The following is a 22,844-nucleotide window of genomic DNA, read 5'->3' as shown; positions in this document are numbered from 1 at the left end:
ACCTCCGCGGAGGAAAGCCGTCATGACCTCGCCCCCCACCCCCCTCAGATTCGGCTACGGCACCAACGGCTTCACCAACCACCGGCTCGACGACGTCCTCGCGGTCCTCGCCGACCTCGGGTACGACGGCGTCGCCCTCACCCTCGACCACGGCCACCTCGACCCCTACGCGCGGGACCTGCCCCGGCGGGTGGACGCGCTCGCCCGCGACCTGGCCCGGCACGGACTCGACGTCACCGTCGAGACCGGCGCCCCCTACCTCCTCGACCCCTGGGGCAAGCACCACCCCACGCTCATGGCGGACGACGCCGAGCGCAGGATCGACCTCCTGCGGCGCGCGGTCCGTATCGCCGCGGACCTCGGCTCGCCCACCGTCCACCTGTGCAGCGGCCCCGCGCCGGACGACGGACTGCCGGAGCGCGACACGTGGAAGCGGCTCGCCGCGGGCGTCGAGACCGTCCTGGACACGGCGGGGCGGTACGGCGTCTCCCTGGCCTTCGAGCCCGAGCCGTACATGTTCGTCGACACCGTCGAACGGTGCCTGGAACTGGCCGAGATGACCGGCGGACACGAACTGTTCGGGATCACCCTCGACATCGGCCACGCGCACTGCGTGGAGGAGCGCACGGTGCTGGAGTGCGTCCGCCTCGCCGCCCCACGCCTGCTGAACGTGCAGATCGAGGACATGCGGCGGGGCGTCCACCAGCACCTCGAACTCGGCTCCGGAGAGATCGACTTCCCACCCGTCCTCGCCGCCCTGCGCGACCTCGACCACCGCGGACTGGTCTCCGTGGAGATCCAGGGCGGCTCCCTCGACGCCCCCGAAGTGGCCCGCCGCTCACTGGACTTCCTCCGCGCGGCGACGGCCTGACCCGCCCCCCGACCACCAACCCCCTCATGTCCTCCCACCCCGCAGGAGGTTGTTCCGTCATGCTCTCCACCGGACTGCCGACCCCCGAGACCCCCGAACCCTCCGATCCTCCAGACCCCCGGACCCTCCTCGCCGCGCACGCGCTGGACCCCGCGGCCCGCGCCTGGCTCGACGAGGCCGTGGCCCGTGTCACCGACCGGCCCACCGCGATCCGCGCCCTCTTCCCCGCCGTCCGAAGACACTGCGGCCGGGCCCGGCTGAACGCGCGCCTCACCGTCGACGAGGCCGCCCGCGCGATGCTGCTCACCGCGCTGCCGCTGGGCGGTCGACCGCTCGCCGACGAACTGGCGGGCCTCTTCCGCCACGGCGACCCGGCCGAACAGCGGGCCGTCCTGCGCGCCCTGCACCTGTTCACCGACGCCGACGCCGCGACCGGCCGGGAACCCCTCGGCGACCTCGCGCTGCCGCTCGTCCGCGAGGCGCTGCGCGGCAACGACAGCAGCCTCGTCGAGGCCGCCCTCGGCCCGTACGGTGCCGCGCGCCTGCCGGACGCGGAGTACCGGCAGGCCGTGCTGAAGTGTCTGTTCCAGGAGATCCCGCTGGCCCGGACCGCCTCTCCCGCCGCCCGCGCCGACGCCGAACTCGCCCGTATGCTGGCCGACTTCGCGCACGAGCGGGTCGCCGCCGGGCGCGAGGTACCGGCGGACGTCTGGCCCGTCGTCGGCGCCTTCCCCGCGGCCGGCCCGCTGGCCGACCGGCTCGCCGCCGAGACGGAGGCCGCCGCGCCCGACCGCCGGGCGGCCGCCGAACGCGCCCTGCGGTCACTCCACCGGGCCACCGCCCCCGCCTCCGCCCCCGCCTAGGCACCGACCGGCCCCTCAGGTCCCCCCGCCCTCGCTCACGGAGTTCACGGACCGATCCCAGGAATCCGAGGCAGCAGCACATGCGTATCTTCGACCCTCACATCCACATGACCTCCCGCACCACCGACGACTACGAGGCGATGCACGCGGCCGGCGTCCGCGCCGTCGTCGAGCCGGCCTTCTGGCTGGGCCAGCCCCGCACCTCGCCGGAGAGCTTCTACGACTACTTCGACGCGCTGCTCGGCTGGGAGCCCTACCGGGCCGCGCAGTTCGGCATCCAGCACTTCTGCACGATCGCGCTCAACCCCAAGGAGGCCAACGACCCCCGCTGCCGGCCCGTGCTCGACGAACTGCCCCGCTACCTCGCCAAGGACCGCGTCGTCGCCGTCGGCGAGATCGGCTACGACTCGATGACACCGGAGGAGGACGAGGCCCTCGCGCTCCAGCTCCGGCTCGCGGTCGAGCACCGGCTGCCCGCCCTTGTCCACACCCCGCACCGCGACAAGGCCGCGGGCACCCGGCGGACCCTGGACGTCGTACGGGAGTCGGGCATCGCGCCCGGACTCGTCGTCCTCGACCACCTCAACGAGCTGACCGTCGGCACGGTCCTCGACAGCGGCTGCTGGGCCGGGTTCTCGATCTACCCCAGGACCAAGATGAGCGAGGACCGCATGGTCGCCATCCTCCAGGAGCACGGAACCGACCGCGTCCTGGTCAACTCGGCCGCCGACTGGGGCCGTTCCGACCCGCTCAAGACCCGCAGGACCGCCGACGCCATGCTCGCCGCAGGGTTCGACGAGGACGCCGTGGACCAGGTGCTGTGGCGCAACCCCGTCGCCTTCTACGGGCAGAGCGGCAGACTCGACCTCGACGAGCCCAAGCCCGACGAGGAGTCGAGTTTCCAGGGCAACTCCGTCCGCCGCGGCGGGGAATGAGGGCCCGGCCATGCGCTTGCGGCACCCGGACGGCACGACCGTCCACCTCGGCTACTGCAGCAACGTCCATCAGGCGGAGGACGTCGACGGCGTCCTCGCCCAGCTCGCCGACCACGCCGAACCCGTACGCGAGCGGCTCGGCGCCGACCGGCTGGGCATCGGCCTCTGGCTCGCCCGCGACGTGGTGTCCGAACTGGTCGCCGTACCCGGCGAGGTGAAGAACCTCCGCGCCGAACTGGCGGCCCGGGGCCTGGAGACCGTCACCCTCAACGCCTTCCCCTACGCCGGGTTCCACCGTGAGGTGGTCAAGAAGGACGTCTACCTCCCCGACTGGGCGGACGAGGCCCGGCTGGCCCACACCCTGGACTGCGCCCGCGTCCTCGCCGCCCTCCTCCCGGACGACGCCGAGCGCGGCAGCGTCTCCACCCTGCCACTGGCCTGGCGCACACCATGGCCGCCGGACCGTGCCGACACCGCCCGCCGCGCCCTGGACCGGCTCACCGCGGGGCTCGCCGCCATCGAGTCGGACACCGGCCGCCGTATCCGGGTCGGTTTCGAACCGGAGCCCGGCTGCGTCGTGGAGACCACCGCCCAGGCCGTACGGGAACTGCGCGGCCTCGACCCCGAGCGGCTCGGCGTCTGTCTCGACGCCTGTCACCTGGCCGTGCAGTTCGAGGAGCCCGGCGCCGCCTTGCGGCGCCTCGCGGACGCCGGGCTGCCCGTCGTCAAGCTGCAGGCGTCCTGCGCGGTCGAGGCCGCCGACCCGGCCGACCCCGCCGCCCGCGCGGCCCTGCGGCGCCTCGCGGAGCCCCGGTTCCTGCACCAGACGCGCACGGCGGCCCGGCAGGAGTCACCGGACGTGCGGGGCGTCGACGACCTGCCCGAGGCGCTGGAGGGGGGCCTGCCCACGGACACCGGCCCCTGGCGCGTCCACTTCCACGCGCCCCTGCACGCCGACCCCGAACCGCCGCTGCGCACCACCGCCGACCAGCTGAGCGGGGTCCTGGCCGGACTGCTCGGCGGGGCCTCGGCCCACTGCGACCACATCGAGGTCGAGACCTACACCTGGTCCGTCCTCCCCGAACCGCCCACCGACCTGCCCGGCGGCATCGCCGCCGAACTCGCCTGGGCCCGCGACCGGTTGACCGGCCTCGGCCTTGAGGAGGACCAGAAATGAGTGCCCGGAACAGCACCCGACCCGACCGGCTCGTCGTCCTCGACATCGTCGGGCTCACCCCGAAACTGCTGGCACACATGCCCGCCGTGGCCGCGCTCGGCGAACGCGGCTTCCGGGCCCGGCTCGACCCCGTGCTGCCCGCCGTCACCTGCGCGGCCCAGTCCACGTTCCTCACCGGCGAACCGCCCTCCGGACACGGCGTGGTGGGCAACGGCTGGTACTTCCGGGACCTCGGCGAGGTGCTGCTGTGGCGCCAGCACAACGCCCTCGTCGGCGGCGAGAAGATCTGGGAGACCGCCCGCAGGACGAACCCCGGCTACAAGGTCGCCAACATCTGCTGGTGGTACGCCATGGGCGCGGACGTCGACCTCACCGTCACCCCCCGCCCGGTCTACTACTCCGACGGCCGCAAGGAGCCCGACTGCTACACCTGGCCGCCGTCCCTGCACGACGAACTCACCGACCGGCTGGGCACGTTCCCCCTCTTCACGTACTGGGGACCCAACGCCGGCCTGCCCTCCACCCAGTGGATCCTCGGCGCCGCCCGCCAGGTCTTCGACGAGCACGATCCGGACCTCACCCTCGTCTACGTCCCCCAGCTCGACTACGAACCCCAGCGCTCCGGCCCCGGCTCGCCCGCCACCGCCCGTGCGGCCCGGCAACTCGACGACGCCCTGCGCCCGTTGATCGACCACTTCCTGGACGAGGGTGCCACGGTGGTCGCGCTCAGCGAGTACGGCATCACCCCCGTCTCCCGTCCCGTGGACATCAACCGGGCCCTGCGCCGGGCCGGTCTCCTCCAGGTGCACACCCAGGACGGTATGGAGTACCTCGACCCCTGGACCTCACGGGCCTTCGCCGTCGCCGACCACCAGATCGCCCACGTGTACGTGCGGGATCCGGCCGACACCGAGGAGGTGGCGGGGCTCCTCGCCGGACTCGACGGCGTGGACGTGGTGCTGGACGACGCCGGCAAGGCGGCCCACGGGCTGGACCACGAACGCTCCGGCGAACTGGTCGCGGTCGCCGACCCCGACGCCTGGTTCACCTACTACTACTGGCTCGACGACGACCGCGCCCCCGACTTCGCCCGTCAGGTCGAGATCCACCGCAAGCCCGGCTACGACCCCGCCGAGCTGCTGTACGACGAGACCGTCCCCGCGGTGAAGCTCCGCGCGGTCGGCCAGGTCGCCCGCAAGAAGCTGGGCTTCCGCTACCGCCTCCGCACGGTCCCGCTGGACCCCGCCGGCGTGAGCGGCAGCCACGGACGCCTGCCCGCCGACCCCGACGACGGGCCCGTACTGCTGTGCTCCGCACCCGAGCAGGCCCGGGAGGCGTACGCCGCCACCGAGGTCAAGTCGTTGCTGCTGGGCCTCGCGGGCCTGAAAGAAGAGGAGCCGCACGCATGACCACCCACCCTCCCCTCCCCACCCTCCGGCCCCTGCTCGACCCGTCGCCCGAGTACGCCAAGTGGCGTACCGAGGAGCCGATCCGGCGGGTGACGATCTGGGGCGACAACAGCCCCTGGCTGATCACCCGGCACGAGGACGCCCGCGTGGTCCTGGCCGACCCTCGGTTCAGCGCCGACACGACCCGCGACGGCTTCCCCGGCTTCCGCCCGCAGTCGCCGCCCCGCGGACCGGGCCAGTTCCTCATGATGGACCCGCCCGACCACACCCGGCTGCGCCGCGTCCTGATCCCCGACTTCACCTTCCGCCGCATCGAACAGCTGCGGCCGGCGATCGCCCGGATCTGCGGCGAACTGCTCGACGCGATGACGGCGGACGGCGCCACGGCCGCCGACCTGGTCGAGGCGTACGCCCTGCCGCTGCCCTCGCTCGCCATCTGTGAACTGCTCGGCGTGCCGTACGAGGACCACGACTTCTTCCAGCGCCAGGCGAACGCCTTCAGCAGTTTCTCCTCCGGGCCCGAGGAGATGACGGCCGCCCGCACGGCCCTCCACACCTACCTGGGTGACCTGCTCGCCCGGCGCGCCCGGGAGCCCGCCGACGACCTCCTGACCCGTCTCGCACGCGACCGGGTGGCCACCGGCGAGATCAGCGCACCCGAGGCCGTCGGCATCGCCTCGCTGCTCTTGGTGGCCGGCCACGAGACGACCGCGAACATGGTCCCGCTCGCGGTCGTGGACCTGCTGCGCCACCCCGCACAGCTGGCCGCCCTGCGCGCGGACCCCGCCCTGTGGCCCGGAGCAGTCGAGGAACTCCTGCGCCATCTCACCGTCGCGCACGCGGGACTGCGCCGGATCGCCACCGAGGACGTGGTGGTCTCCGGTGTCCGCATCCGCGCGGGCGAGGGCGTGATCGTGGCGCTCCAGGCCGCCAACCGCGACCCGTCCGCCTTCACCGCCCCCGACACCCTGGACGTCCGGCGCACCACCACCGGCCACCTCGCCTTCGGCCACGGACTGCACCAGTGCATCGGCCAGTCCCTCGCCCGCGCGGAACTCCAGGTCGGCCTGCCCGCCCTCTTCGACCGCCTGCCGGGCCTGCGGACGACCCGAGAGCCGGAGGAGTTCTCGCCGGCGATCAGCGCGGTCCACGGGGTGCGGTCGTTGCCGGTGAGCTGGTAGCCGACGGTTCCCTCTTTCCGATCGGTATGTCCTCCTCACCTCGGGAGAAGACCGATCGGCCCGTACGGCAGCACCGAGAGAGATGAGGGTTCGATGGCCGTACGCCGGCTCAACCACGCCGTCCTGTTCGTCCGTGACATCGAGTGTTCCGTCGCCTTCTACAGCCAGGTGTTCGGCTTCGCCGTCGAGCACGAGATGCCCGGCACGGCCGCCTTCCTCAGGGCCCGGGGCAGCGACAACGACCACGACCTCGGCCTCTTCACCCTGGGACCCGACGCGCCCGGCCCTCAGCGCGACCGCGTCGGACTGCACCATCTCGCCTGGGAGGTCGGCACCCTGGGTGAACTCGCCGAGACGGCGGACCTGCTCACGGCACGCCGGGCGATGACCGGGAGCACCGACTTCCTGGTGACCAAGTCCCTGCACGGCGTGGATCCGGACGGCCACGAGTTCGAGGTGCTGTGGCGCGTCCCCCGGGCCGACTGGCCGGCCCCGGAGGAGAACCGGAGACCGCTCCCGCTGGACCTCCGGTCGGCGATCGACCGGTGGGGCGCCGATCTGCGCACGGGAGCGGCTGCCGGGTCGGTCACCTGACAGCGCGTCGGCGCCGCGCCGCCTTTCGAGGCCGGCGACTGCCCCCGTATTCGGGGGCTCGCCCGCCCCGTCGGCTGGTATAGAGGCGGGCATGACCACCATCACCCTCGTCCGGGGGGACATCACCCAGCAGTCCGTCGACGCCATCGTCAATGCCGCGAACTCCTCCCTCCTCGGCGGGGGAGGGGTGGACGGCGCGATCCACCGGCGCGGAGGCCCCGCCATCCTGGCCGACTGCCGCAAGCTCCGCGCCTCGCACTACGGGCGGGGTCTGCCCACGGGACAGGCGGTCGCCACGACGGCGGGCGACCTGGACGCGCGCTGGGTGATCCACACGGTCGGCCCGGTCCACAGCCAGAGCCTGGACCGCTCCGCCCTGCTGGTCTCCTGCTACCGCGAGTCCCTGCGCGTGGCCGACGAGCTGGGCGCCCGTACGGTCGCCTTCCCGGCCGTCTCCGCCGGCGTCTACGGCTGGCCGATGGTCGACGCCGCCCGGATCGCCGTGGAGACCGTCCGTGCCACCCCGACCTCGGTCGAGGAGGTCAGGTTCGTCCTCTTCGACGACGAGGCGTACGCGGCGTTCGCCGCACAGACGGGCTGACGGGCTGACGGGCTGACGGGCTTTCAGCGCGGCCGACAGCGGGAGCCGACAGCGGCGCGCAGGACGGGAAGCGGTCCGGCGTGTCGCCGCGCCGCACTCTGACGGACGAACGGCCCAAGCGGCTCGAACGGAGTCGTACGGAGCCGCCTGCCGGGAGAAAGGGCCAGGTCAGGCTTGTCGGCGTGGCAGATTGACAGGGCTGGGTCCGGTGCCGTGCTCGGTTGCGGTGGTTCCCGCCGCCTTCCACGGTGAGCGCAAAGGACAGCAGCTTCGAAAGGAACGTGCATGCGCGCCCTCGTCTCCCGTGGTCTCCTCCTGTCGCCCCTGGTCTGCGGGGCACTGGTCCTCGGTCCGGTCGGCACCGCCACCGCGGCCGTCGACGCGGGCCGCACCGCCTCGGACCGTGCCTCGACGCGGACCGCCGCGGTCCCCGAACCCGATCTGGACGCGCTCTTCGACGCGTTGGACGCGGAGATCGACGCCCTCCTGGCGAAGGAGGAGGCCGACGCGGACGCCCTCGTCGCCCAGGAGCTGGCCGAGGTGGACGCGCTGCTCGCCCGGCTCGACCTCGACACGGACGGACTGCTGACCGACATCGAGGCCGACATGGACGCGGCCACGGCGACCGAGACCGAAACGGTGACCGAGACCGAGACGATCACCGAGACGGAGACGGTCACCGAGACCGGGACCGCGACCGGGACGGTGACGGACCCGGCCGTGGGGGCCGCCGCCGCGACCGACCCGGACGTGCTGCTCGACCAGCTGGACCTGCTCGACCGCATGGACCGGGGCGATGTCCTCGCCCCGCTGCTGGACGAGCTGACCACGATCGCCGAGCTGGACACCGACCGGCTCGACGCGGCCGAGGCGGCCCGGCATGCCGCGGCCCTGCGGACCGCCCATCACACCGTGCAGCAGAAGCTGCAGAAACTGCGGGCTGCGGACCGGCCCGGCAGCGACCGCGCCGCCGCGGCGGCCGACCCGGTCACCGATCTGCTGGCCACGCTCCAGTCCGCCGTCGACGCCCTGCTCAAGGCGCTGGCCTCGCTCGACCTGGGCGCGGTCCTGGGGGCCGTGACCGGTCTGCTCGCCCCGGTGCTCGGAGTCGTCACCGGCCTTCTGCAGCCGGTCCTCGGCCTGGTCGGCGGTCTGGTCGGGGGTCTCCTCGGCGGTGTGCCGGCCGTGACCCTGCCGGCGCTGCCCTCGGCGTGAGCGCCTCAGTCCCCGTCCGGCGCGTCGCTGAGTCCGAGCCTCAGGTGCTCGACGTGGAAGACGGCCTGGTCCAGCAGTTCGGCGACATGGTGGTCGTGCAGCGCGTAGACCACCGAACGGCCCTGCCGCTCGCCCACGACCAGGCCGAGATTGCGCAGCAGACGCAGCTGGTGGGAGCAGGCGGACTGCTCCATCCCGACCTCGGCGGCCAACTCGGTCGCCGGGAGCGGGCCTTCGCGCAGCCGGGCCAGGATCAGCAGACGGGACGGGGTGGACAGGGCCTGCAGCGTGGTGGCCACCTTGGCGACGTTGCCCGCGTCGAGGCGCACGCGAGGGGTGGCGTCCTGCGCTGAGGTGACGGCTCCATGACCCATGGCCCGTATCTTACTCATCAGACATGAAGGCATGAATGAGTCTTCATGTGTTCCTGTATGGTGTGGCGCGTGTCTGCCACCCTCGCCCCGTCACCCGTCCCCCGCGCGTCCGCGCCGACGGCCCCCCGCCGCCGTACCCGCCTCCTCGCCCTGCCCGAGGCCCGCTGGGCGCTGGCCTCGACCGTCGCCTTCCTGCTCGCGTTCCCCCTGGACCTCGCCGACGCCTCCGCCTGGCTGTACGGCCCGCTCTACGTGGTCGCGTACGCGGCCGGCGGCTGGGAGCCCGCGCTCGAAGGGCTGCGGGCCCTGCGGGAGAAGAGCCTCGACGTCGACCTGCTGATGATCGTCGCGGCGCTGGGGGCGGCCGCGATCGGCCAGGTCCTGGACGGCGGTCTGCTGATCGTCATCTTCGCCACCTCCGGCGCCCTGGAGGCCCTGGCCACCGCCCGCACCGCGGACTCCGTACGGGGGCTGCTCGACCTCGCGCCCACCACGGCCACCCGGCTCCCGGCGGACGGCTCCGCCGAGGAGACCGTGCCGACCGACCGGCTCGCCGTCGGTGACGTGGTGCTGGTCCGCCCCGGCGAGCGCGTCGGCGCCGACGGGAGGGTCCTGGAGGGCGAGAGCGAGGCCGACCAGGCCACCATCACCGGCGAGCCGCTGCCCGTCCCCAAGGCCCCGGGCGACGAGGTCTTCGCCGGCACCCTCAACGGCACGGGAGCGCTGCGCGTCCGCGTCGAACGGGACCCGGCCGACTCCGTGATCGCCCGCATCGTGACCCTCGTCGAGGAGGCGTCCCGCACCAAGGCGCCCACCCAGCTGTTCATCGAGAAGGTCGAACAGCGCTATGCCGTGGGTGTCGTCGTCGCCACCCTCGCCGTCTTCGGCATCCCCCTGGCCCTCGGCGAGGACCTCACGGCCGCGCTGCTGCGCGCCATGACCTTCATGATCGTCGCCTCGCCCTGCGCGGTCGTCCTCGCCACCATGCCGCCGCTGCTCTCCGCCATCGCCAACGCGGGCCGCCACGGTGTCCTGGTCAAGTCCGCCGTCGCCATGGAGCGGCTGGGCGAGATCGACGTGGCCGCCCTCGACAAGACCGGCACCCTCACCGAGGGCACGCCCGAGATCACGGCCGTACGGCCGCTGCCGGGCTCCGGGCTCGACGAGGACGGTCTGCTGGCGCTGGCCGCGGCCGCCGAGCACTCCAGCGAACACCCGCTGGCCCGTGCGGTGGTCGCCGCCGCCGGGGCCCGCGGGCTGCGCCTCGCCGCCGCCGAGGACTTCGCCGCCCTGCCCGGGCGGGGCGTGCGGGCGCGTGTCGGGGGGCGTGCGGTGACGGTGGGACGGCCGGGGGAGGGCGAGGACGCGCTCGCCGGTGCGCCCGCCGAGGGGACGACCGTCGTCGTCACCCGGGACGGGGAAGCCGTCGGGACACTCACTCTGAACGACCGGCCACGGTCCGACGCGCCCGGCGCGGTGGCCGCGCTCACCGCCCTCACCGGGGGGTCCCCGGTCCTGCTCACCGGGGACAACGCCCGCGCCGCGGCCCGGGTGGCCGCGGACACCGGTATCGCCGACGTACGGGCCGGACTGCTGCCGCAGGACAAGGTGGCGGCGGTGCGGGAGCTCCAGGACGAGGGCAGGAAGGTGCTGTTCGTCGGGGACGGCGTCAACGACGCGCCCGCGCTCGCCGCCGCGCACTCCGGGGTGGCGATGGGGCGCGCGGGCTCCGATCTCGCGCTGGAGACCGCGGACGCGGTGGTGGTGCGCGACGAGCTGAGCGCGATCCCGGCGGTGGTGCGCCTGTCGAGGGCCGCCCGGCGGCTGGTGGTGCAGAACCTGGTGATCGCCGGGGTGTGCATCGCGGTCCTGGTGGTCTGGGACCTCGTGGGCCATCTGCCCCTGCCCCTCGGGGTGGCCGGGCACGAGGGGTCCACGGTGCTGGTGGGGCTGAACGGGCTGCGGCTGCTGAGGGAGTCGGCGTGGCGCCGGGCCACGCACGCCTGAGCGGGTCCTGAGCGGGGCCCGTGCCGGGCCTGACGGGACCCGGACAGTCTGACCGGGGCCCGCGGGCGGGGGAGGGGAACCGCGGGTTCCGCAGGTCGCTCCCACCTCGATGTCGGATTCTCGCCAGCCCTCGCCCCCGTCCTCCCCGATGCTGGTGTCATGCGGAACGGGATGCACAGAGACACGGAGCGGTGTGTGCGGGCCGTGCGGTCGAAGGACGCGCGGTTCGACGGGTGGTTCTTCACGGCCGTGCTGACCACACGGATCTACTGCCGCCCCAGCTGCCCGGTGGTGCCGCCGAAGGCGGAGAACATGACGTTCTACCCGAGCGCGGCGGCCTGTCAGCAGGCCGGGTTCCGGGCCTGCAAGCGGTGCCGGCCCGACACGAGCCCCGGATCACCGGAGTGGGACCAGCGGGCGGACCTCGTGGCCCGGGCGATGCGCCTGGTGGGGGACGGGGTGGTGGACCGGGAGGGCGTGCCCGGGCTGGCCCGGCGCCTCGGCTACAGCGCCCGGCAGGTCGAGCGGCAGCTGCTGGCCGAGCTGGGCGCCGGGCCGCTGGCGCTCGCCCGGGCGCAGCGGGCGCAGACCGCCCGGCTGCTGATCGAGACGACCGCGCTGCCGATGGCGGAGATCGCGTTCGCCGCCGGGTTCGCGTCGATCCGCACGTTCAACGACACCGTGCGGGAGGTCTTCGCGCTGTCGCCGAGCGAACTGCGCGAGCGGGCCACCCGCTCGGCCCGGCAGCGCTCCGACTCTCCCGGCACGTCCGGCGCGCTGAGCCTGCGGCTGCCGTTCCGGGCCCCGCTCAACCCCGACAACCTCTTCGGTCACCTCGCCGCGACCGCCGTCCCGGGGGTGGAGGAGTGGCGCGACGGCGCCTACCGGCGCACGCTCCGGCTGCCGTACGGCCACGGCATCGTGAGCCTCACGCCCCGGCCCGACCACATCGCCTGCCGGCTCACCCTCGGCGATCTTCGGGACCTGCCCGTCGCCATCAGCCGCTGCCGCCGGCTGCTCGACCTGGACGCCGACCCGGTCGCCGTGGACGAGCAGCTGCGCACCGACCCCGTGCTCGCGCCGCTGGTGGACAAGGCGCCGGGGCGCCGGGTGCCGCGGACCGTCGACGAGGCCGAGTTCGCCGTACGGGCGGTGCTCGGGCAGCAGGTGTCCACGGCGGCGGCCCGGACGCACGCGGCCCGGCTGGTCCTCGCGCACGGTGAACCGGTCGACGACCCCGAAGGCGGTCTCACCCACCTCTTCCCGTCCCCCGAGGCGCTGGCGGCCGTCGACCCCGAGGCCCTCGCGATGCCCGGCACCCGCCGGACCACCTTCACCACCCTGGTACGCCGCCTCGTCGACGGCGAGCTGCACCTGGGCGTCGACAGCGACTGGGCCGAGACCCGCGCCCGCCTGCTCGCCCTCCCCGGCTTCGGCCCCTGGACCGTCGAGGTCATCGCCATGCGCGCCCTCGGCGACCCCGACGCCTTCCTCCCCGGCGACCTCGGAATCCGGCGCGCCGCCCGGGAGCTGGGCCTGCCCTCCACCCCGGCGGCGCTCACGGCCCGTGCGGCGGCCTGGCGGCCGTGGCGGGCGTACGCCGTGCAGTACCTGTGGGCGACGGACAGCCATCCCATCAACTACCTTCCCGTCTGAGCCCGTTCCGGGCGCACGCATCTCTCGAGGATCACTCATGAAGCACCAGGCGTCGCAGAAGCGGCACACGGTCGTCGACAGTCCCTACGGCCCCCTCACCCTCGTCGCCGACGACGGCGTGCTGTGCGGCCTCTACATGGCCGAGCAGCGGCACCGGCCGCCGGAGGAGAACTTCGGCGCACGGGACGACTCGCTCTTCGCCGCTCCCGAGGAGCAGCTGAAGGCGTACTTCGCGGGCGAGCTGCGGGAGTTCAGCCTCGAACTCCGGCTGCACGGCACCCCGTTCCAGCAGCTGGTCTGGGAGCAGCTCGCGGCGATCCCGTTCGGCGAGACCCGCTCCTACGGCGATCTCGCCGACGCCCTCGGCAACCCCAAGGCGTCCCGCGCGGTCGGGCTGGCCAACGGCCGCAATCCCGTCAGCATCATCGTCCCCTGCCATCGCGTGGTCGGCTCCGACGGCAGCCTCACCGGCTACGGCGGCGGCGTCGAACGCAAGCGCCGCCTGCTGGACTTCGAGCGGGGAGCGGCCCTCTTCTAGACCCGCGATCACGACAGCAGCCGGCGCTCCTTCGCCACGGCCACCGCGCCCGCCCGTGTCTCCACGCCCAGCTTGCCGTAGATGCGGCCGAGGTGGGTCTTGACGGTGGCCTCGCTGATGAACAGGGCCCGCGCTATCTCCCGGTTGCCCAGACCCCGGGCCAGCTGCCCCAGGATCTCGTGCTCGCGCTCCGACAACGCGGGCCGGGGGCTGCGCAGTTGGGCCATCAGCCGGTCGGCGACCGGTGCCGACAGCGCGGTGCGGCCGGACGCGGCGTCGCGGATCGCCGCGAACAGCTCCTCGGGCCGCTCGGCCTTGAGGAGATAGCCGGTGGCGCCCGCCTCGATCGCCCGGCTGATGTCGGCGTCGGTGTCGAACATGGTCAGCACGAGCACGCGGGGCGCCGGCGCGGCGGGACCCTCCGCGCCGTGACCCTCCGCGCCGTGACCCCCCGCGTCCGCCGGGCACGCCGTCAGCCGCCGGGTGGCCGTCACACCGTCCACACCGTCGCCGAGCTGCAGGTCCATCAGGACCACGTCGGGGTGGAGGCGGGCGGCCAGGGCGAGCGCCTCCTCGCCGGTGCCCGCCTCGCCGACCACCTCGATGCCGTCGGCACTGGACAGCAGCGCCCGCAGCCCGGCGCGCACGACGGCGTGGTCGTCGCACAGCAGCAGCCGCACCGGCGGCCGCGCGACGGGCGGCGGCCCGGCCCGGCCCGAGGACACCGGCCCGCTCATCGGACGCCCTCCCCGGCGGCGCCGAGCACGACCGGCGTACGGGGGAGGGCCGCCGACACCACCGTGCCCTCGCCGGGCGTGGACTCCACGGTCAGGGTGCCGCCCGACTGCCGTGCCCGCACGCGCATGGCGGGCAGCCCGTGACCGCGCTCCCGCCCGGCCGCCGCCCCGGCCCGGCCCGCCGCCGCGGCCGCCGGGCGGTCGGCGTCGAAGCCCCGCCCGTTGTCGGCGATGTCCAGCGAGACCTGGTCGTCGAGGCAGGTCAGGGTCAGTGCGGCCCGGGTCGCGGCGGCGTGTTCGCGCACGTTGGCCAGGGCTCCCTGGGCGATGCGCAGCAGGGCGGCCTCGGCGCGCTCGGGCAGCGTGCCGACGTTTCCGTCGAGGCGGAACTCCACCGTCAGGCCCGGCCCGCTCTCCCGCTCGGCGAGCGCGCCGAGCGCGGCCGGCAGCGAGCGCTCCACGAGATCGGCCGGAGCCAGGTCGTGCACGAACCGGCGTGCCTCGGCCAGGCTGTGGGAGGTGATCTCGGCCGCCCGCGCGATGTGCGCACGGGCCGCGTCCGGGTCCGTGACCCAGACGCGTTCGGCGGCCTGGAGCAGCATCCGCTGGCTGGACAGCCCCTGGGCGAGGGTGTCGTGGATCTCCGTGGCCAGCCGCTGCCGCTCCGCGAGGACACCGGCCCGGCGTTCCGTGGCCGCGAGATCCCGGCGGGTGCGGACCAGGTCGCCGATGAGGACGCGCTGCCGGGCCGCCTGGCGCCGCAGATGAACGAAGACGGCGGTGGCGACCGCCGCGACGGCCGGCGGCGCCGCGACCATGTTGGGGTTGATGGTGCCCTCGGACACCCGTATCTCGGCGGCGACGACCAGCGTGGTCACCAGGACCGCCAGGGGCACGGCCAGCCGCGGCGGCAGCGTGTGGAACCCGGCGAACAGCAGTGGCATGGCACACCAGGTGGCACTCGGCGCCAGCGCGAGCAGGACGACCCAGACCGCCGTCACCGACCCCAGCCAGGCCAGATGCCGGGTGGAGGGAGCTCCGCCGGGCGGCGGAGCGGGCGCCAGCAGCTGCCCGAGGGCGTACAGCAGCCCGAACACCGCGAACAGGGCGATCACCCAGCCGGTGCGGGCACCGCCCTGGTCACGCGTCAGGAACCGGGCGAACGAGGAGCACAGCAGCAGGAAGAACGCGGCGTGCACGACGGCGGCCAGCCAGCGGCCGTCCGGGTCCGTGCGCTCGTGTTCCGGCCAACTCATCGCCCCACCGGCTCTCTTGTCGTGCTCCCCGGGTACTTCACAGCCCGCCCTCCCGTGTCTAACGTGACCGGCTCCCGACCGCATCAACCGATCGGCTGATACGAGGATCGCCCGAACCGCCCGCGGACCGGAGCCGGTCGGCCGAACCGGACGGCCCGCCGCCGCCCCGAGGCTGACAGCACGACCCGATCCACTCGGGACGCGACCCCCAAGTCCCCAGGGAAGGAAGCCCCGTGCCACCGACCGAGAAGAACCTCACCGTCAACCGGGCCGCCCTCGGCCACCGCGTCGGCTACGCCCTGCGCCACCCCGGCCGCGTGCCGCGCCACGTCGTCCGGGTGACCCGCGACATGTGGCTGCGCCACCGCCACCCGGACCACATCGACTACTACCGCGCGGTGATGCGCTCCGACACCCGCGCCGACCCGGACGCGGCGGTCGGCAGCCGCAGCCGGGAGAGATGGCTGGCCCTCGGCGCCATGCAGTTCGACTACCTGCTCGGCCACGGTCTGCGCCCCGAGCACCGCATGCTGGAGATCGGCTGCGGCAACCTGCGCGGCGGCTGGCGGTTCATCCGGCACCTGGAGCCCGGGCACTACTACGGCCTCGACATCTCGCCCGACATCCTCGCCGCCGCCCAGGACACCATCGTCGAGATGGGGCTGCAGTCACGCCTCCCCACCCTGACCCCCGTACGCGACCTGACCCTGAAGTTCCTGCCCGACGCCCACTTCGACGTCGTGCACGCGCACAGCGTGTTCTCGCACTCACCGCTCCACGTCATCGAGGAGTGCCTGTCCCACGTCGGCCGGGTGCTGGCCCCGCGGGGCTGGTTCGACTTCACCTTCGACCGCACCGAGGGCACGGAACACCACGTGCTGCGGGAGGATTTCTACTACCGCACCGAGACGCTCGTCGCCCTGGCGGAGAAGCACGGACTGCGGGCCCGCTTCATGGACGACTGGGAGAAACTCCCGCACGGCCAGTCCAAGCTCCGCATCACCCACCCCGCCGCCCCCTGAGGCGCGGGGCCCGGCGGCCCGGTCAGCCGCTCGCGGCCCCGAGCCCCCGCAACAGCGCCGGCAGCGCCGTCCCGATCGGCTCCCGCACGACCTCGTCGGCCCGCTCGTCGTACGGGGTCGGATCGGCGTTGACGATGATCAGGCGTGCCCCGTGGTCGGCGGCGACCCCGGCGAGCCCGGCGGCCGGCTGGACCTGGAGGCTGGTGCCGACGGCGATGAAGACCTGGCTGGCCTTGGTGATGGAGACCGCCTCGCCGAGCACCACCGGGTCGAGGCGTTCGCCGAACATGACGGTGGCCGACTTCAGGACGCCCCCGCACTCCAGGCACGGCGGATCGTCCTCGCCGGCCTCGACCCGGGCGAGGGCGTCCTCCATCGGCGTACGGGTACGGCACGCCACGCACACCACCGACCGTGCGCTGCCGTGGAGTTCGAGGACCTTGCGGGCGGGCATCCCGGCGAGCTGGTGCAGTCCGTCCACGTTCTGCGTGATCACCCGCACCGGCACCCCGGACCGCTCCAGTTCGGCCACCGCCCGGTGCGCCACGTTCGGCTCGGCCCGCAGCGTCCGGTTCTGCCTCCGCATCCGCCAGGCACGCCGGCGGATCTCCGGATCACCCATGTAGTACGCGTACGTCACCAGCTTCTCGGCCTCGGGGTCCCGCCGCCACAGCCCGTTCGGGCCCCGGTAGTCGGGGATGCCGGAGTCGGTGCTGATGCCGGCGCCGCTGAGGATGGCGACGAGGGGCTTGTCCATGGGGCGAGGGTAGGTCGGGTGCGGGGCCGGGGCGAGCGGATATCCGGGGCGGCGGCGCGGGCGGGGTCAGGGAGCCGGCAGTCCGTAGGTGCGGTCGTAGTGCTGGGCGACCAGGACGCCGCTGTGGTCGCAGGCGAGCTGCCAGTCGTTGACGCCGGTCTCCACGCCGTCGGTGAAGTTCCACAGGAGCCGGCCCTTGGCGGCGCCGATGGCGTAGATGCCGTCCCGGTTCTGGTAGGCCGGGACGTAGACGGCGTCGGGGCCCGCGGTGACCGGCTGGTCGACGTTGAGACGGGGCGTGGGGCAGAACCAGCGGCGGGCGCCGGTAGCGGCGTTGAAGGCGTACACCCCGGCCGGGTCGGTGCCGGTGACGTAGACCGTGTTGCCGTAGCTGCCGAGGGAGGCGAACATCCCGCGTTCGGGCTTCACCCGCCACCGGACCTTGCCGGTGGCGAGGTTCAGCGCCTCCAGGTGCCGGCTGATGGCGAAAACGGTGCGGTCGAGGACGGCGAGGCCGGGCCGCAGGTCGTAGCCGACGGGGTGGCGCCACACGACGCCGGACGTCTCGGGGCTGCGAGCGGTGACGTTGCGCAGGCCGTCGGCGTAGACGAAGAAGCCCGGGACGATCAGCGGCGCCAGCCGGACACCGACGTCCTCCGGGCTGATGGGGATGACCTCGGCACGGCGTGCCGCGAGGTCGACTCCGAACACCGTGTTCGTGGTCGTCGCCCCTCCCCGGGCGCCGGAGTCGCGCTGCAGCCCGACGCCGATCACGGACACGATCCGGTCGTAGACGGCGCCCAGCAGCGTGTCGAAGCGGAAGTCCGGCCCGAAGTCGATGGTGAAACGTTCCGTTCCGTCGACCGGGTCCACCCCGATCACCGTCGCCCCCTCACCGAGCGCGATCGCGGAGTCGAAGGCCAGCACGGTCGGGGTCGGCGACTGGCTGATGCCCTCGTAGACCCACTTGGGCCGGGTGCCGTCCTTGAGATCGAGGCAGACCAGGTCGCCCGGGCGGGTCTTCACCAGGGCCGTGCCCTCGTGGAAGACGGCGGGCGCCTGGAGCATCGGGCCGCCTCGGTAGGTCCACAGCGGCTTCGGGGCCGGGCCCGCGGGTTTCGTGGAGCGGGGGGCCGGCTCGTCCGGCCGGCCGAGCACCAGGGCGGCGCCGACGGCCGCGGCGGTGGCGGAGCCGGCCGACAGGCTCAGGACCGTACGCCGGGACATGCCGGGCCGCGACACCGCGCGGCGATGGCCGGGGGCACGGTACGGCTCCGGCCCTCCGGGAGGGGAGAGGGATTCCGCGCCGGTGCCGCCCTCGGCCTCCGGCCGTTCGCCGCCGCCGAGCAGGACCTCGGCGTACGGCGCGGTGTCCAGGGTCCGGACCGCCGCCGCGCGCAGCGCGATCGAGGAGGCCACCGAGGCGGGCAGCCAGCCGTTCTCTGCCAGCTGCTCCACGCCTCCGGGCGCGCAGGCCGCCGCCAGCTTGTCCGGGGTGATCCGCAGCCGGGGGTCCTTGGTGAGACAGAGGTTGATGATCCTGTCCAGGGGCTCGGGGACCCCCGTCAGATCGGGGGCGGTGTGCACGACCTGGTAGAGGAGCGTGGCCGCCGCGGTGCCGCTGAACGGCGCGTGTCCGGCCGCGGCGAACGTGAGCACCGAGCCCAGGGAGAAGACGTCCCCCTCGGGGCCCAGCGGCTCGCCGGTCGCCTGCTCGGGGCACATGTACTCGAAGGACCCGAAGAGGGCGCCCGAGCGGGTGAGGTCGTAGCCGTCGCTCGCCCGGACGATACCGAAGTCGATGACGCGCGGGCCGTCGGCGGCGAGCAGCACGTTGGACGGCTTCAGGTCCCGGTGCACCAGACCGGCGGCCTGCACCGAGATCAGCGCCTCGGCGATGCCGGCGCCGAGCACGAGCACCGACTCCACCGGAAGCGGGCCGTGCGCGGCGACCGCCTCGGCCAGGGTGGGACCGGCGATGTAGTCCGTGGCCAGCCACGGCACGGGGCCGTCCGGGTCGGCGTCCACGACGGGCGCGGTGTACCTGCCGCCGACCGCTCCGGCGGCCTCCACCTCCCGGCGGAAGCGGACGCGGAAGTTCTTGTCCCCCATCAGCTCCGGACGGATCGCCTTGACCGCGACGGTCCGCCCCTCGGGGGAACGCGCCAGATAGACCCGGCCCATGCCGCCGGCGCCCAGCCGTGCCACGAGACGGTACGGACCTAGCTCCTCGGGATCGTCTGAGCCCAGTGGTTCCATGACCTCAGCTGCCTGTTCGGTGAGGACGGGCGACAATCGGCCCGCGGGTGGGGGGAGACCGACTGGTCCGGGCGGCTCCCGGTGACCGTTCCCCCAGGTGCTCCGGATCTCCCGGAGCCACGGCCCGCGCACGGGCCGCCGGTCATGGGTGTCCCGAGTGCTGCCCCGGTTCCTGAGCGGCGCACGGGGCGCGATCGCTCGGGCGGGGTTGACGTCAGCCTAGATGCTGGAGTGACGAACGGGCAGCGTTTTCAGCCAGAGCTTCAAACTTCTATTAAGTGTTCGGTTCATTCTTCTCACGGTCCGTACAAGGGCAGTTGACCTGAAGTCAGCTGACTCCTGTCAACGGTCGGGCGACACCGCCGTGGCTGATCCTCGTCGGTTCAGCCGACCCGGCGGCCGTCCTCCAACTCGACCGGACCCGACCCGTCCGCGAGCGCGTCGAGGGCCGCGAGGACCCGCGTGCCGAGCGCCCCGGGGAGGTGCGCGCCGAGGTCGGCGCGCGGGACGAGCCGCCACGACAGCAGCTCCTCCTCCTGCAGACGGATCCGTTTCAGATCCTCCTCGCCGAGCACCCCGCCGTCGTACACGTACGCCACCAGCGGCGGCCGCCCCACCCCGTGCACCCAGTCCACGGCGAGCAGCCGCCCCGGCTCGACGTCCAGCCCGATCTCCTCCAGCGTCTCGCGCCGCGCGCCCCGCCTCGGGGTCTCCCCGTCGTCCGACTCGATCGTCCCGCCGGGAAGCGCCCAGCCCCCGCGGTAGTTGGGCTCGACGAGGAGGATCCGTCCCTCGGCGTCCCGGAAGAGGGCGGCGGCGCCGGCCAGGACACGGGGCAGGCTCGCGATGTACGCGGCGTAGTCCGAAGTGCTCATCCCGGCAGGGTAGACGGCCCCCGCGAGGCGGGAAATCGGCGCTCGGGGGCGGACGGGCCCCGCGCTCAGGAGCCGGCGGACCGGGCCAGCCGCACCGTGCGCTCCGCGAGTTCACTGATACGCACCCCGTCGAAGCCGAACACGGCACTGCGCACGGTGTCCTCCAGCGGGTCCTTCCACCGGTCGGGGATCGCCGCCGCCCCGCACAGCACACCCGCCACCGAACCGGCGGTGGCCCCGTTCGAGTCCGTGTCCAGGCCGCCCCGGACGGTCAGCGCGATCGTCCGGGTGAAGTCGCCCCCGCCGTAGAGCAGTCCGGCGGTCAGCACCGCCGCGTTCGGTACGACATGGATCCAGCCGAGCCCCGCCGTCTCCTCGCCCATCGTCGCCAGCGTGTCCTCCCAGGCCAGCCCGGCGTCGTGCAGGGCGACGACCCGGCGCACGGTCCGGGCGAGCCGGCTGCCCGCCGGGACCACCGCCAGCGCCTCGTCCACGGCCGCCCGCACCTCCGGCGCCGCGAACGCCGCCGCGATCAGGGCCGCCGCCCACATGGCGCCGTACACCCCGTTGCCGGTGTGCGAGAGCACCGCGTCACGCCGGGCCAGCGAGGCCGCGCGCCGGGGCAGACCGGGGCACGTCCAGCCGTGCACGTCGGCGCGGATGAGGGCGCCGATCCACTCCTGGTACGGGTTGTCGTACGTCGCGGTCAGCGGCGGCTTGAGCCCCCGGGCGAGGTTGCGGTAGGCCGCCCGCTCCGCCGTGAACGTCTGCAGATACGGCAGCCGCAGCAGCCACAGCTCGCCGACCTGCTCGGTGCTGAAGCCGAAGCCGTGCGTCTCCAGCAGGTGCAGCCCGAGGATCGCGTAGTCGACGTCGTCGTCCCGGCAGCTGCCGTGGATCCGGCCCCGTACGCAGTCGCGCCACTCCGGCCGCAGCGCGCGCCGGTCACGTTCGGTGGCGGGCTCCGGGAGGTAGTCGGTGAGCGGGAGGGCACCGGCCTCGCGCAGATAGCGGTCGATGCGCTCCCGCGTCCACAGGTCTCCCTGCTCGACCGGCTTGCCCAGCATGTTCCCCGCGATCCGGCCCAGCCAGCCCCCGAGGACACGGTCGTCGAGTTCGGTCCCCACCGGGGGTGTGCGGGTCGCGGGGCTCGTGGGCGTCATGTTCCAGGTCTACCCGCTCGCGGCCCCGTCGGCGCGCAGGACGGTGTTCGGTGGGCGGGACGGGGCATGACGTACGGGGGCCCGGACGGTTAGGGTCGCAGCGGCGCGACTGCCTTGACGTGCGCAAGGCCCGACGAGCGAGGGGAACGCAAGGTGGCGAACGCCGCAGCGGACGGGATCGGTACGTCCATCGACACGCAGGCCGGCGCTGACGCGGACACGGCAGTCCCGCGGGTGCTGATCGCCGCGGACAAGTTCAAGGGCACGCTGACGGCCGTCCAGGTCGCCGAGCGGGTCACGGCGGGCCTGCGCCGGGTCGTGCCGGGTCTGGCGGTGGAGGCCCTGCCGGTCGCCGACGGCGGTGACGGCACGGTGGCCGCGGCGGTCGCGGCCGGTTTCGAGCAGCGCGAGGTACGGGTCACCGGTCCGCTCGGTGAGCCCGTCACCGCCGCGTACGCGCTGCGCGGCGACACGGCCGTCGTCGAGATGGCGGAGGCGAGCGGGCTGCAGCGGCTGCCCGCCGGAACCTTCGCACCGCTCACCGCCACCACGTACGGCTCCGGCGAACTGCTGCGCGCGGCCCTCGACGCGGGCGCCCGGACGATCGTGTTCGGCGTGGGCGGCAGCGCGACGACGGACGGCGGCGCCGGCATGCTCGCCGCGCTCGGGGCCCGCTTCCTGGACGCGTCGGGGGAGCCCGTGGGGCCCGGCGGCGGCGGTCTGCGCGACCTGGCGACGGCGGACCTCTCCGGCCTCGACGACAGGCTCACGGCGATCGACCTCGTCCTCGCCAGCGACGTCGACAACCCGCTGACCGGGCCGAAGGGCGCGCCCGCCGTGTACGGGCCGCAGAAGGGCGCGAGCCCCGAGGACGTGGCGGCGCTCGACGCGAACCTCGCCCACTACGCGGCCGTCCTGGAGCGGACGCTCGGCGGACGGGCCGCCGCACACGCCCTCGCGCCCGGCGCGGGCGCGGCCGGCGGCATCGGCTACGGCGCCCTCGTCCTCGGCGCCCGCTTCCGCCCCGGCATCGAGGTCATGCTCGACGTCCTCGGCTTCGCGGCGGCGCTGGACGAGGCGACCCTGGTGATCACCGGCGAGGGGTCCCTCGACGAACAGACCCTGCACGGCAAGGCCCCGGCGGGGGTCGCGGCGGCCGCCCGGGCCGCGGGCAAGGAGGTCGTGGCGGTCTGCGGCCGCCTGGCCCTCCCGCAGGACGCCCTCGACCGCGCGGGCATCCGCCGGGCCTACCCTCTGACGGAGGCCGAGCCGGACGTGGCCCGCTGCCTCGCGGACCCGGGGCCGATCCTGGAGCGGGTGGCCGAACGGATCGGCCGGGACGTCCTCGCCTGAC

The 22,844-nt window shown here is 74.1% G+C and carries 21 protein-coding genes; 14 read left to right on the top strand and 7 right to left on the bottom strand.

From position 1 onward, the window contains the following. Nucleotides 1-22: 22 nt before the first annotated feature. The 9 genes from PYR72_RS12325 (at nucleotide 23) to PYR72_RS12285 (ending at nucleotide 8,846) form a co-directional block, all read left to right on the top strand. The gene (locus tag PYR72_RS12325; protein WP_275455374.1) at nucleotides 23-871 is read left to right on the top strand and encodes a sugar phosphate isomerase/epimerase family protein; all 849 of its coding nucleotides are present in this window, start codon (nucleotides 23-25) and stop codon (nucleotides 869-871) included. 59 nt (nucleotides 872-930) lie between these two features. Next, the gene (locus tag PYR72_RS12320; protein WP_275455373.1) at nucleotides 931-1,734 is read left to right on the top strand and encodes an EboA domain-containing protein; all 804 of its coding nucleotides are present in this window, start codon (nucleotides 931-933) and stop codon (nucleotides 1,732-1,734) included. 80 nt (nucleotides 1,735-1,814) lie between these two features. Then, nucleotides 1,815-2,669 carry a TatD family hydrolase gene (locus PYR72_RS12315; protein WP_275455372.1) on the top strand — a complete coding sequence of 285 codons (855 nt, stop codon included), beginning with the start codon at nucleotides 1,815-1,817 and terminating at the stop codon, nucleotides 2,667-2,669. Nucleotides 2,670-2,679: 10 nt separating this feature from the next. Then, entirely contained in the window at nucleotides 2,680-3,846 is a 1,167-nt protein-coding gene (gene eboE / locus PYR72_RS12310) for a metabolite traffic protein EboE (RefSeq protein WP_275455371.1), read from the top strand. After that, nucleotides 3,843-5,255 carry a nucleotide pyrophosphatase/phosphodiesterase family protein gene (locus tag PYR72_RS12305; RefSeq protein WP_275455370.1) on the top strand — a complete coding sequence of 471 codons (1,413 nt, stop codon included), beginning with the start codon at nucleotides 3,843-3,845 and terminating at the stop codon, nucleotides 5,253-5,255. Before eboE ends, PYR72_RS12305 begins: the two co-directional genes overlap by 4 nt. Beyond that, entirely contained in the window at nucleotides 5,252-6,436 is a 1,185-nt protein-coding gene (locus tag PYR72_RS12300) for a cytochrome P450 (protein WP_275455369.1), read from the top strand. Before PYR72_RS12305 ends, PYR72_RS12300 begins: the two co-directional genes overlap by 4 nt. 93 nt (nucleotides 6,437-6,529) lie before the next feature. After that, nucleotides 6,530-7,030, top strand: a complete 501-nt coding sequence (locus PYR72_RS12295) for a VOC family protein (protein ID WP_275455368.1) — start codon at nucleotides 6,530-6,532, stop codon at nucleotides 7,028-7,030. Nucleotides 7,031-7,121: 91 nt separating this feature from the next. Beyond that, nucleotides 7,122-7,631 (top strand): O-acetyl-ADP-ribose deacetylase, encoded by a 510-nt coding sequence (locus PYR72_RS12290; protein ID WP_275455367.1) that lies wholly within the window; start codon nucleotides 7,122-7,124, stop codon nucleotides 7,629-7,631. A 285-nt stretch (nucleotides 7,632-7,916) separates the two neighbouring features. Further along, nucleotides 7,917-8,846 (top strand): hypothetical protein, encoded by a 930-nt coding sequence (locus PYR72_RS12285; RefSeq protein ID WP_275455366.1) that lies wholly within the window; start codon nucleotides 7,917-7,919, stop codon nucleotides 8,844-8,846. A 5-nt stretch (nucleotides 8,847-8,851) separates the two neighbouring features. On the opposite strand, the gene PYR72_RS12280 is transcribed toward PYR72_RS12285, so the two are convergent. After that, complete coding sequence (locus tag PYR72_RS12280; protein WP_012999635.1) at nucleotides 8,852-9,220, bottom strand: metalloregulator ArsR/SmtB family transcription factor; 369 nt, start codon at nucleotides 9,218-9,220, stop codon at nucleotides 8,852-8,854. A gap of 57 nt (nucleotides 9,221-9,277) precedes the next feature. Here PYR72_RS12280 and PYR72_RS12275 point away from each other — a divergent pair, with 57 nt between their 5' ends. From PYR72_RS12275 to PYR72_RS12265, 3 genes are all read left to right on the top strand, one after another. Next, entirely contained in the window at nucleotides 9,278-11,227 is a 1,950-nt protein-coding gene (locus PYR72_RS12275; protein ID WP_275455365.1) for a heavy metal translocating P-type ATPase, read from the top strand. A gap of 171 nt (nucleotides 11,228-11,398) precedes the next feature. Next, nucleotides 11,399-12,883, top strand: a complete 1,485-nt coding sequence (locus tag PYR72_RS12270) for an AlkA N-terminal domain-containing protein (protein ID WP_275455364.1) — start codon at nucleotides 11,399-11,401, stop codon at nucleotides 12,881-12,883. 37 nt (nucleotides 12,884-12,920) lie between these two features. After that, nucleotides 12,921-13,421, top strand: coding sequence for a methylated-DNA--[protein]-cysteine S-methyltransferase (locus PYR72_RS12265; RefSeq protein ID WP_275455363.1), 501 nt, complete (start codon nucleotides 12,921-12,923; stop codon nucleotides 13,419-13,421). 8 nt (nucleotides 13,422-13,429) lie between these two features. Here PYR72_RS12265 and PYR72_RS12260 read toward each other — a convergent pair whose 3' ends face one another. After that, nucleotides 13,430-14,158, bottom strand: coding sequence for a response regulator transcription factor (locus PYR72_RS12260; protein WP_275455362.1), 729 nt, complete (start codon nucleotides 14,156-14,158; stop codon nucleotides 13,430-13,432). Further along, nucleotides 14,155-15,414 (bottom strand): histidine kinase, encoded by a 1,260-nt coding sequence (locus PYR72_RS12255; protein ID WP_275455361.1) that lies wholly within the window; start codon nucleotides 15,412-15,414, stop codon nucleotides 14,155-14,157. Before PYR72_RS12255 ends, PYR72_RS12260 begins: the two co-directional genes overlap by 4 nt. A 233-nt stretch (nucleotides 15,415-15,647) precedes the next feature. Between PYR72_RS12255 and PYR72_RS12250 the strand changes: the two genes are divergently transcribed. Further along, the gene (locus PYR72_RS12250) at nucleotides 15,648-16,436 is read left to right on the top strand and encodes a class I SAM-dependent methyltransferase (protein ID WP_275455360.1); all 789 of its coding nucleotides are present in this window, start codon (nucleotides 15,648-15,650) and stop codon (nucleotides 16,434-16,436) included. A gap of 22 nt (nucleotides 16,437-16,458) precedes the next feature. Here the strand turns inward: PYR72_RS12250 and PYR72_RS12245 are convergent, their stop codons facing one another. The 4 genes from PYR72_RS12245 to PYR72_RS12230 form a co-directional block, all read right to left on the bottom strand. Then, nucleotides 16,459-17,193 (bottom strand): Sir2 family NAD-dependent protein deacetylase, encoded by a 735-nt coding sequence (locus PYR72_RS12245; protein WP_275455359.1) that lies wholly within the window; start codon nucleotides 17,191-17,193, stop codon nucleotides 16,459-16,461. A gap of 66 nt (nucleotides 17,194-17,259) precedes the next feature. Continuing rightward, complete coding sequence (locus PYR72_RS12240; RefSeq protein ID WP_275455358.1) at nucleotides 17,260-19,452, bottom strand: PQQ-binding-like beta-propeller repeat protein; 2,193 nt, start codon at nucleotides 19,450-19,452, stop codon at nucleotides 17,260-17,262. Between the two features lie 383 nt (nucleotides 19,453-19,835). Further along, a complete protein-coding gene (locus tag PYR72_RS12235) occupies nucleotides 19,836-20,327 on the bottom strand; it encodes an NUDIX hydrolase (protein ID WP_275455357.1) in 492 nt (163 codons plus the stop codon). Nucleotides 20,328-20,392: 65 nt separating this feature from the next. Continuing rightward, complete coding sequence (locus PYR72_RS12230; RefSeq protein ID WP_275455356.1) at nucleotides 20,393-21,490, bottom strand: ADP-ribosylglycohydrolase family protein; 1,098 nt, start codon at nucleotides 21,488-21,490, stop codon at nucleotides 20,393-20,395. 189 nt (nucleotides 21,491-21,679) lie between these two features. Between PYR72_RS12230 and PYR72_RS12225 the strand changes: the two genes are divergently transcribed. Further along, complete coding sequence (locus PYR72_RS12225) at nucleotides 21,680-22,843, top strand: glycerate kinase (RefSeq protein WP_275460391.1); 1,164 nt, start codon at nucleotides 21,680-21,682, stop codon at nucleotides 22,841-22,843. Nucleotide 22,844: the final 1 nt, after the last annotated feature.

This window comes from Streptomyces sp. VNUA24 (assembly GCF_029167005.1).
GTDB classification, from domain to species: domain Bacteria; phylum Actinomycetota; class Actinomycetes; order Streptomycetales; family Streptomycetaceae; genus Streptomyces; species Streptomyces scabiei.
Note: the sequence above shows the minus strand (reverse complement) of the source record. Positions and strands in the feature narration are given on the sequence as shown.

Coding starts and splice junctions, on each gene's coding strand:
- PYR72_RS12325 (WP_275455374.1), top strand. CDS start 23: ATGACCTCGCCCCCCACCCCCCTCAGATTCGGCTACGGCACCAACGGC.
- PYR72_RS12320 (WP_275455373.1), top strand. CDS start 931: ATGCTCTCCACCGGACTGCCGACCCCCGAGACCCCCGAACCCTCCGAT.
- PYR72_RS12315 (WP_275455372.1), top strand. CDS start 1,815: ATGCGTATCTTCGACCCTCACATCCACATGACCTCCCGCACCACCGAC.
- eboE (WP_275455371.1), top strand. CDS start 2,680: ATGCGCTTGCGGCACCCGGACGGCACGACCGTCCACCTCGGCTACTGC.
- PYR72_RS12305 (WP_275455370.1), top strand. CDS start 3,843: ATGAGTGCCCGGAACAGCACCCGACCCGACCGGCTCGTCGTCCTCGAC.
- PYR72_RS12300 (WP_275455369.1), top strand. CDS start 5,252: ATGACCACCCACCCTCCCCTCCCCACCCTCCGGCCCCTGCTCGACCCG.
- PYR72_RS12295 (WP_275455368.1), top strand. CDS start 6,530: ATGGCCGTACGCCGGCTCAACCACGCCGTCCTGTTCGTCCGTGACATC.
- PYR72_RS12290 (WP_275455367.1), top strand. CDS start 7,122: ATGACCACCATCACCCTCGTCCGGGGGGACATCACCCAGCAGTCCGTC.
- PYR72_RS12285 (WP_275455366.1), top strand. CDS start 7,917: ATGCGCGCCCTCGTCTCCCGTGGTCTCCTCCTGTCGCCCCTGGTCTGC.
- PYR72_RS12280 (WP_012999635.1), bottom strand. CDS start 9,220: ATGGGTCATGGAGCCGTCACCTCAGCGCAGGACGCCACCCCTCGCGTG.
- PYR72_RS12275 (WP_275455365.1), top strand. CDS start 9,278: ATGGTGTGGCGCGTGTCTGCCACCCTCGCCCCGTCACCCGTCCCCCGC.
- PYR72_RS12270 (WP_275455364.1), top strand. CDS start 11,399: ATGCACAGAGACACGGAGCGGTGTGTGCGGGCCGTGCGGTCGAAGGAC.
- PYR72_RS12265 (WP_275455363.1), top strand. CDS start 12,921: ATGAAGCACCAGGCGTCGCAGAAGCGGCACACGGTCGTCGACAGTCCC.
- PYR72_RS12260 (WP_275455362.1), bottom strand. CDS start 14,158: ATGAGCGGGCCGGTGTCCTCGGGCCGGGCCGGGCCGCCGCCCGTCGCG.
- PYR72_RS12255 (WP_275455361.1), bottom strand. CDS start 15,414: ATGAGTTGGCCGGAACACGAGCGCACGGACCCGGACGGCCGCTGGCTG.
- PYR72_RS12245 (WP_275455359.1), bottom strand. CDS start 17,193: ATGGACAAGCCCCTCGTCGCCATCCTCAGCGGCGCCGGCATCAGCACC.
- PYR72_RS12240 (WP_275455358.1), bottom strand. CDS start 19,452: ATGGAACCACTGGGCTCAGACGATCCCGAGGAGCTAGGTCCGTACCGT.
- PYR72_RS12235 (WP_275455357.1), bottom strand. CDS start 20,327: ATGAGCACTTCGGACTACGCCGCGTACATCGCGAGCCTGCCCCGTGTC.
- PYR72_RS12230 (WP_275455356.1), bottom strand. CDS start 21,490: ATGACGCCCACGAGCCCCGCGACCCGCACACCCCCGGTGGGGACCGAA.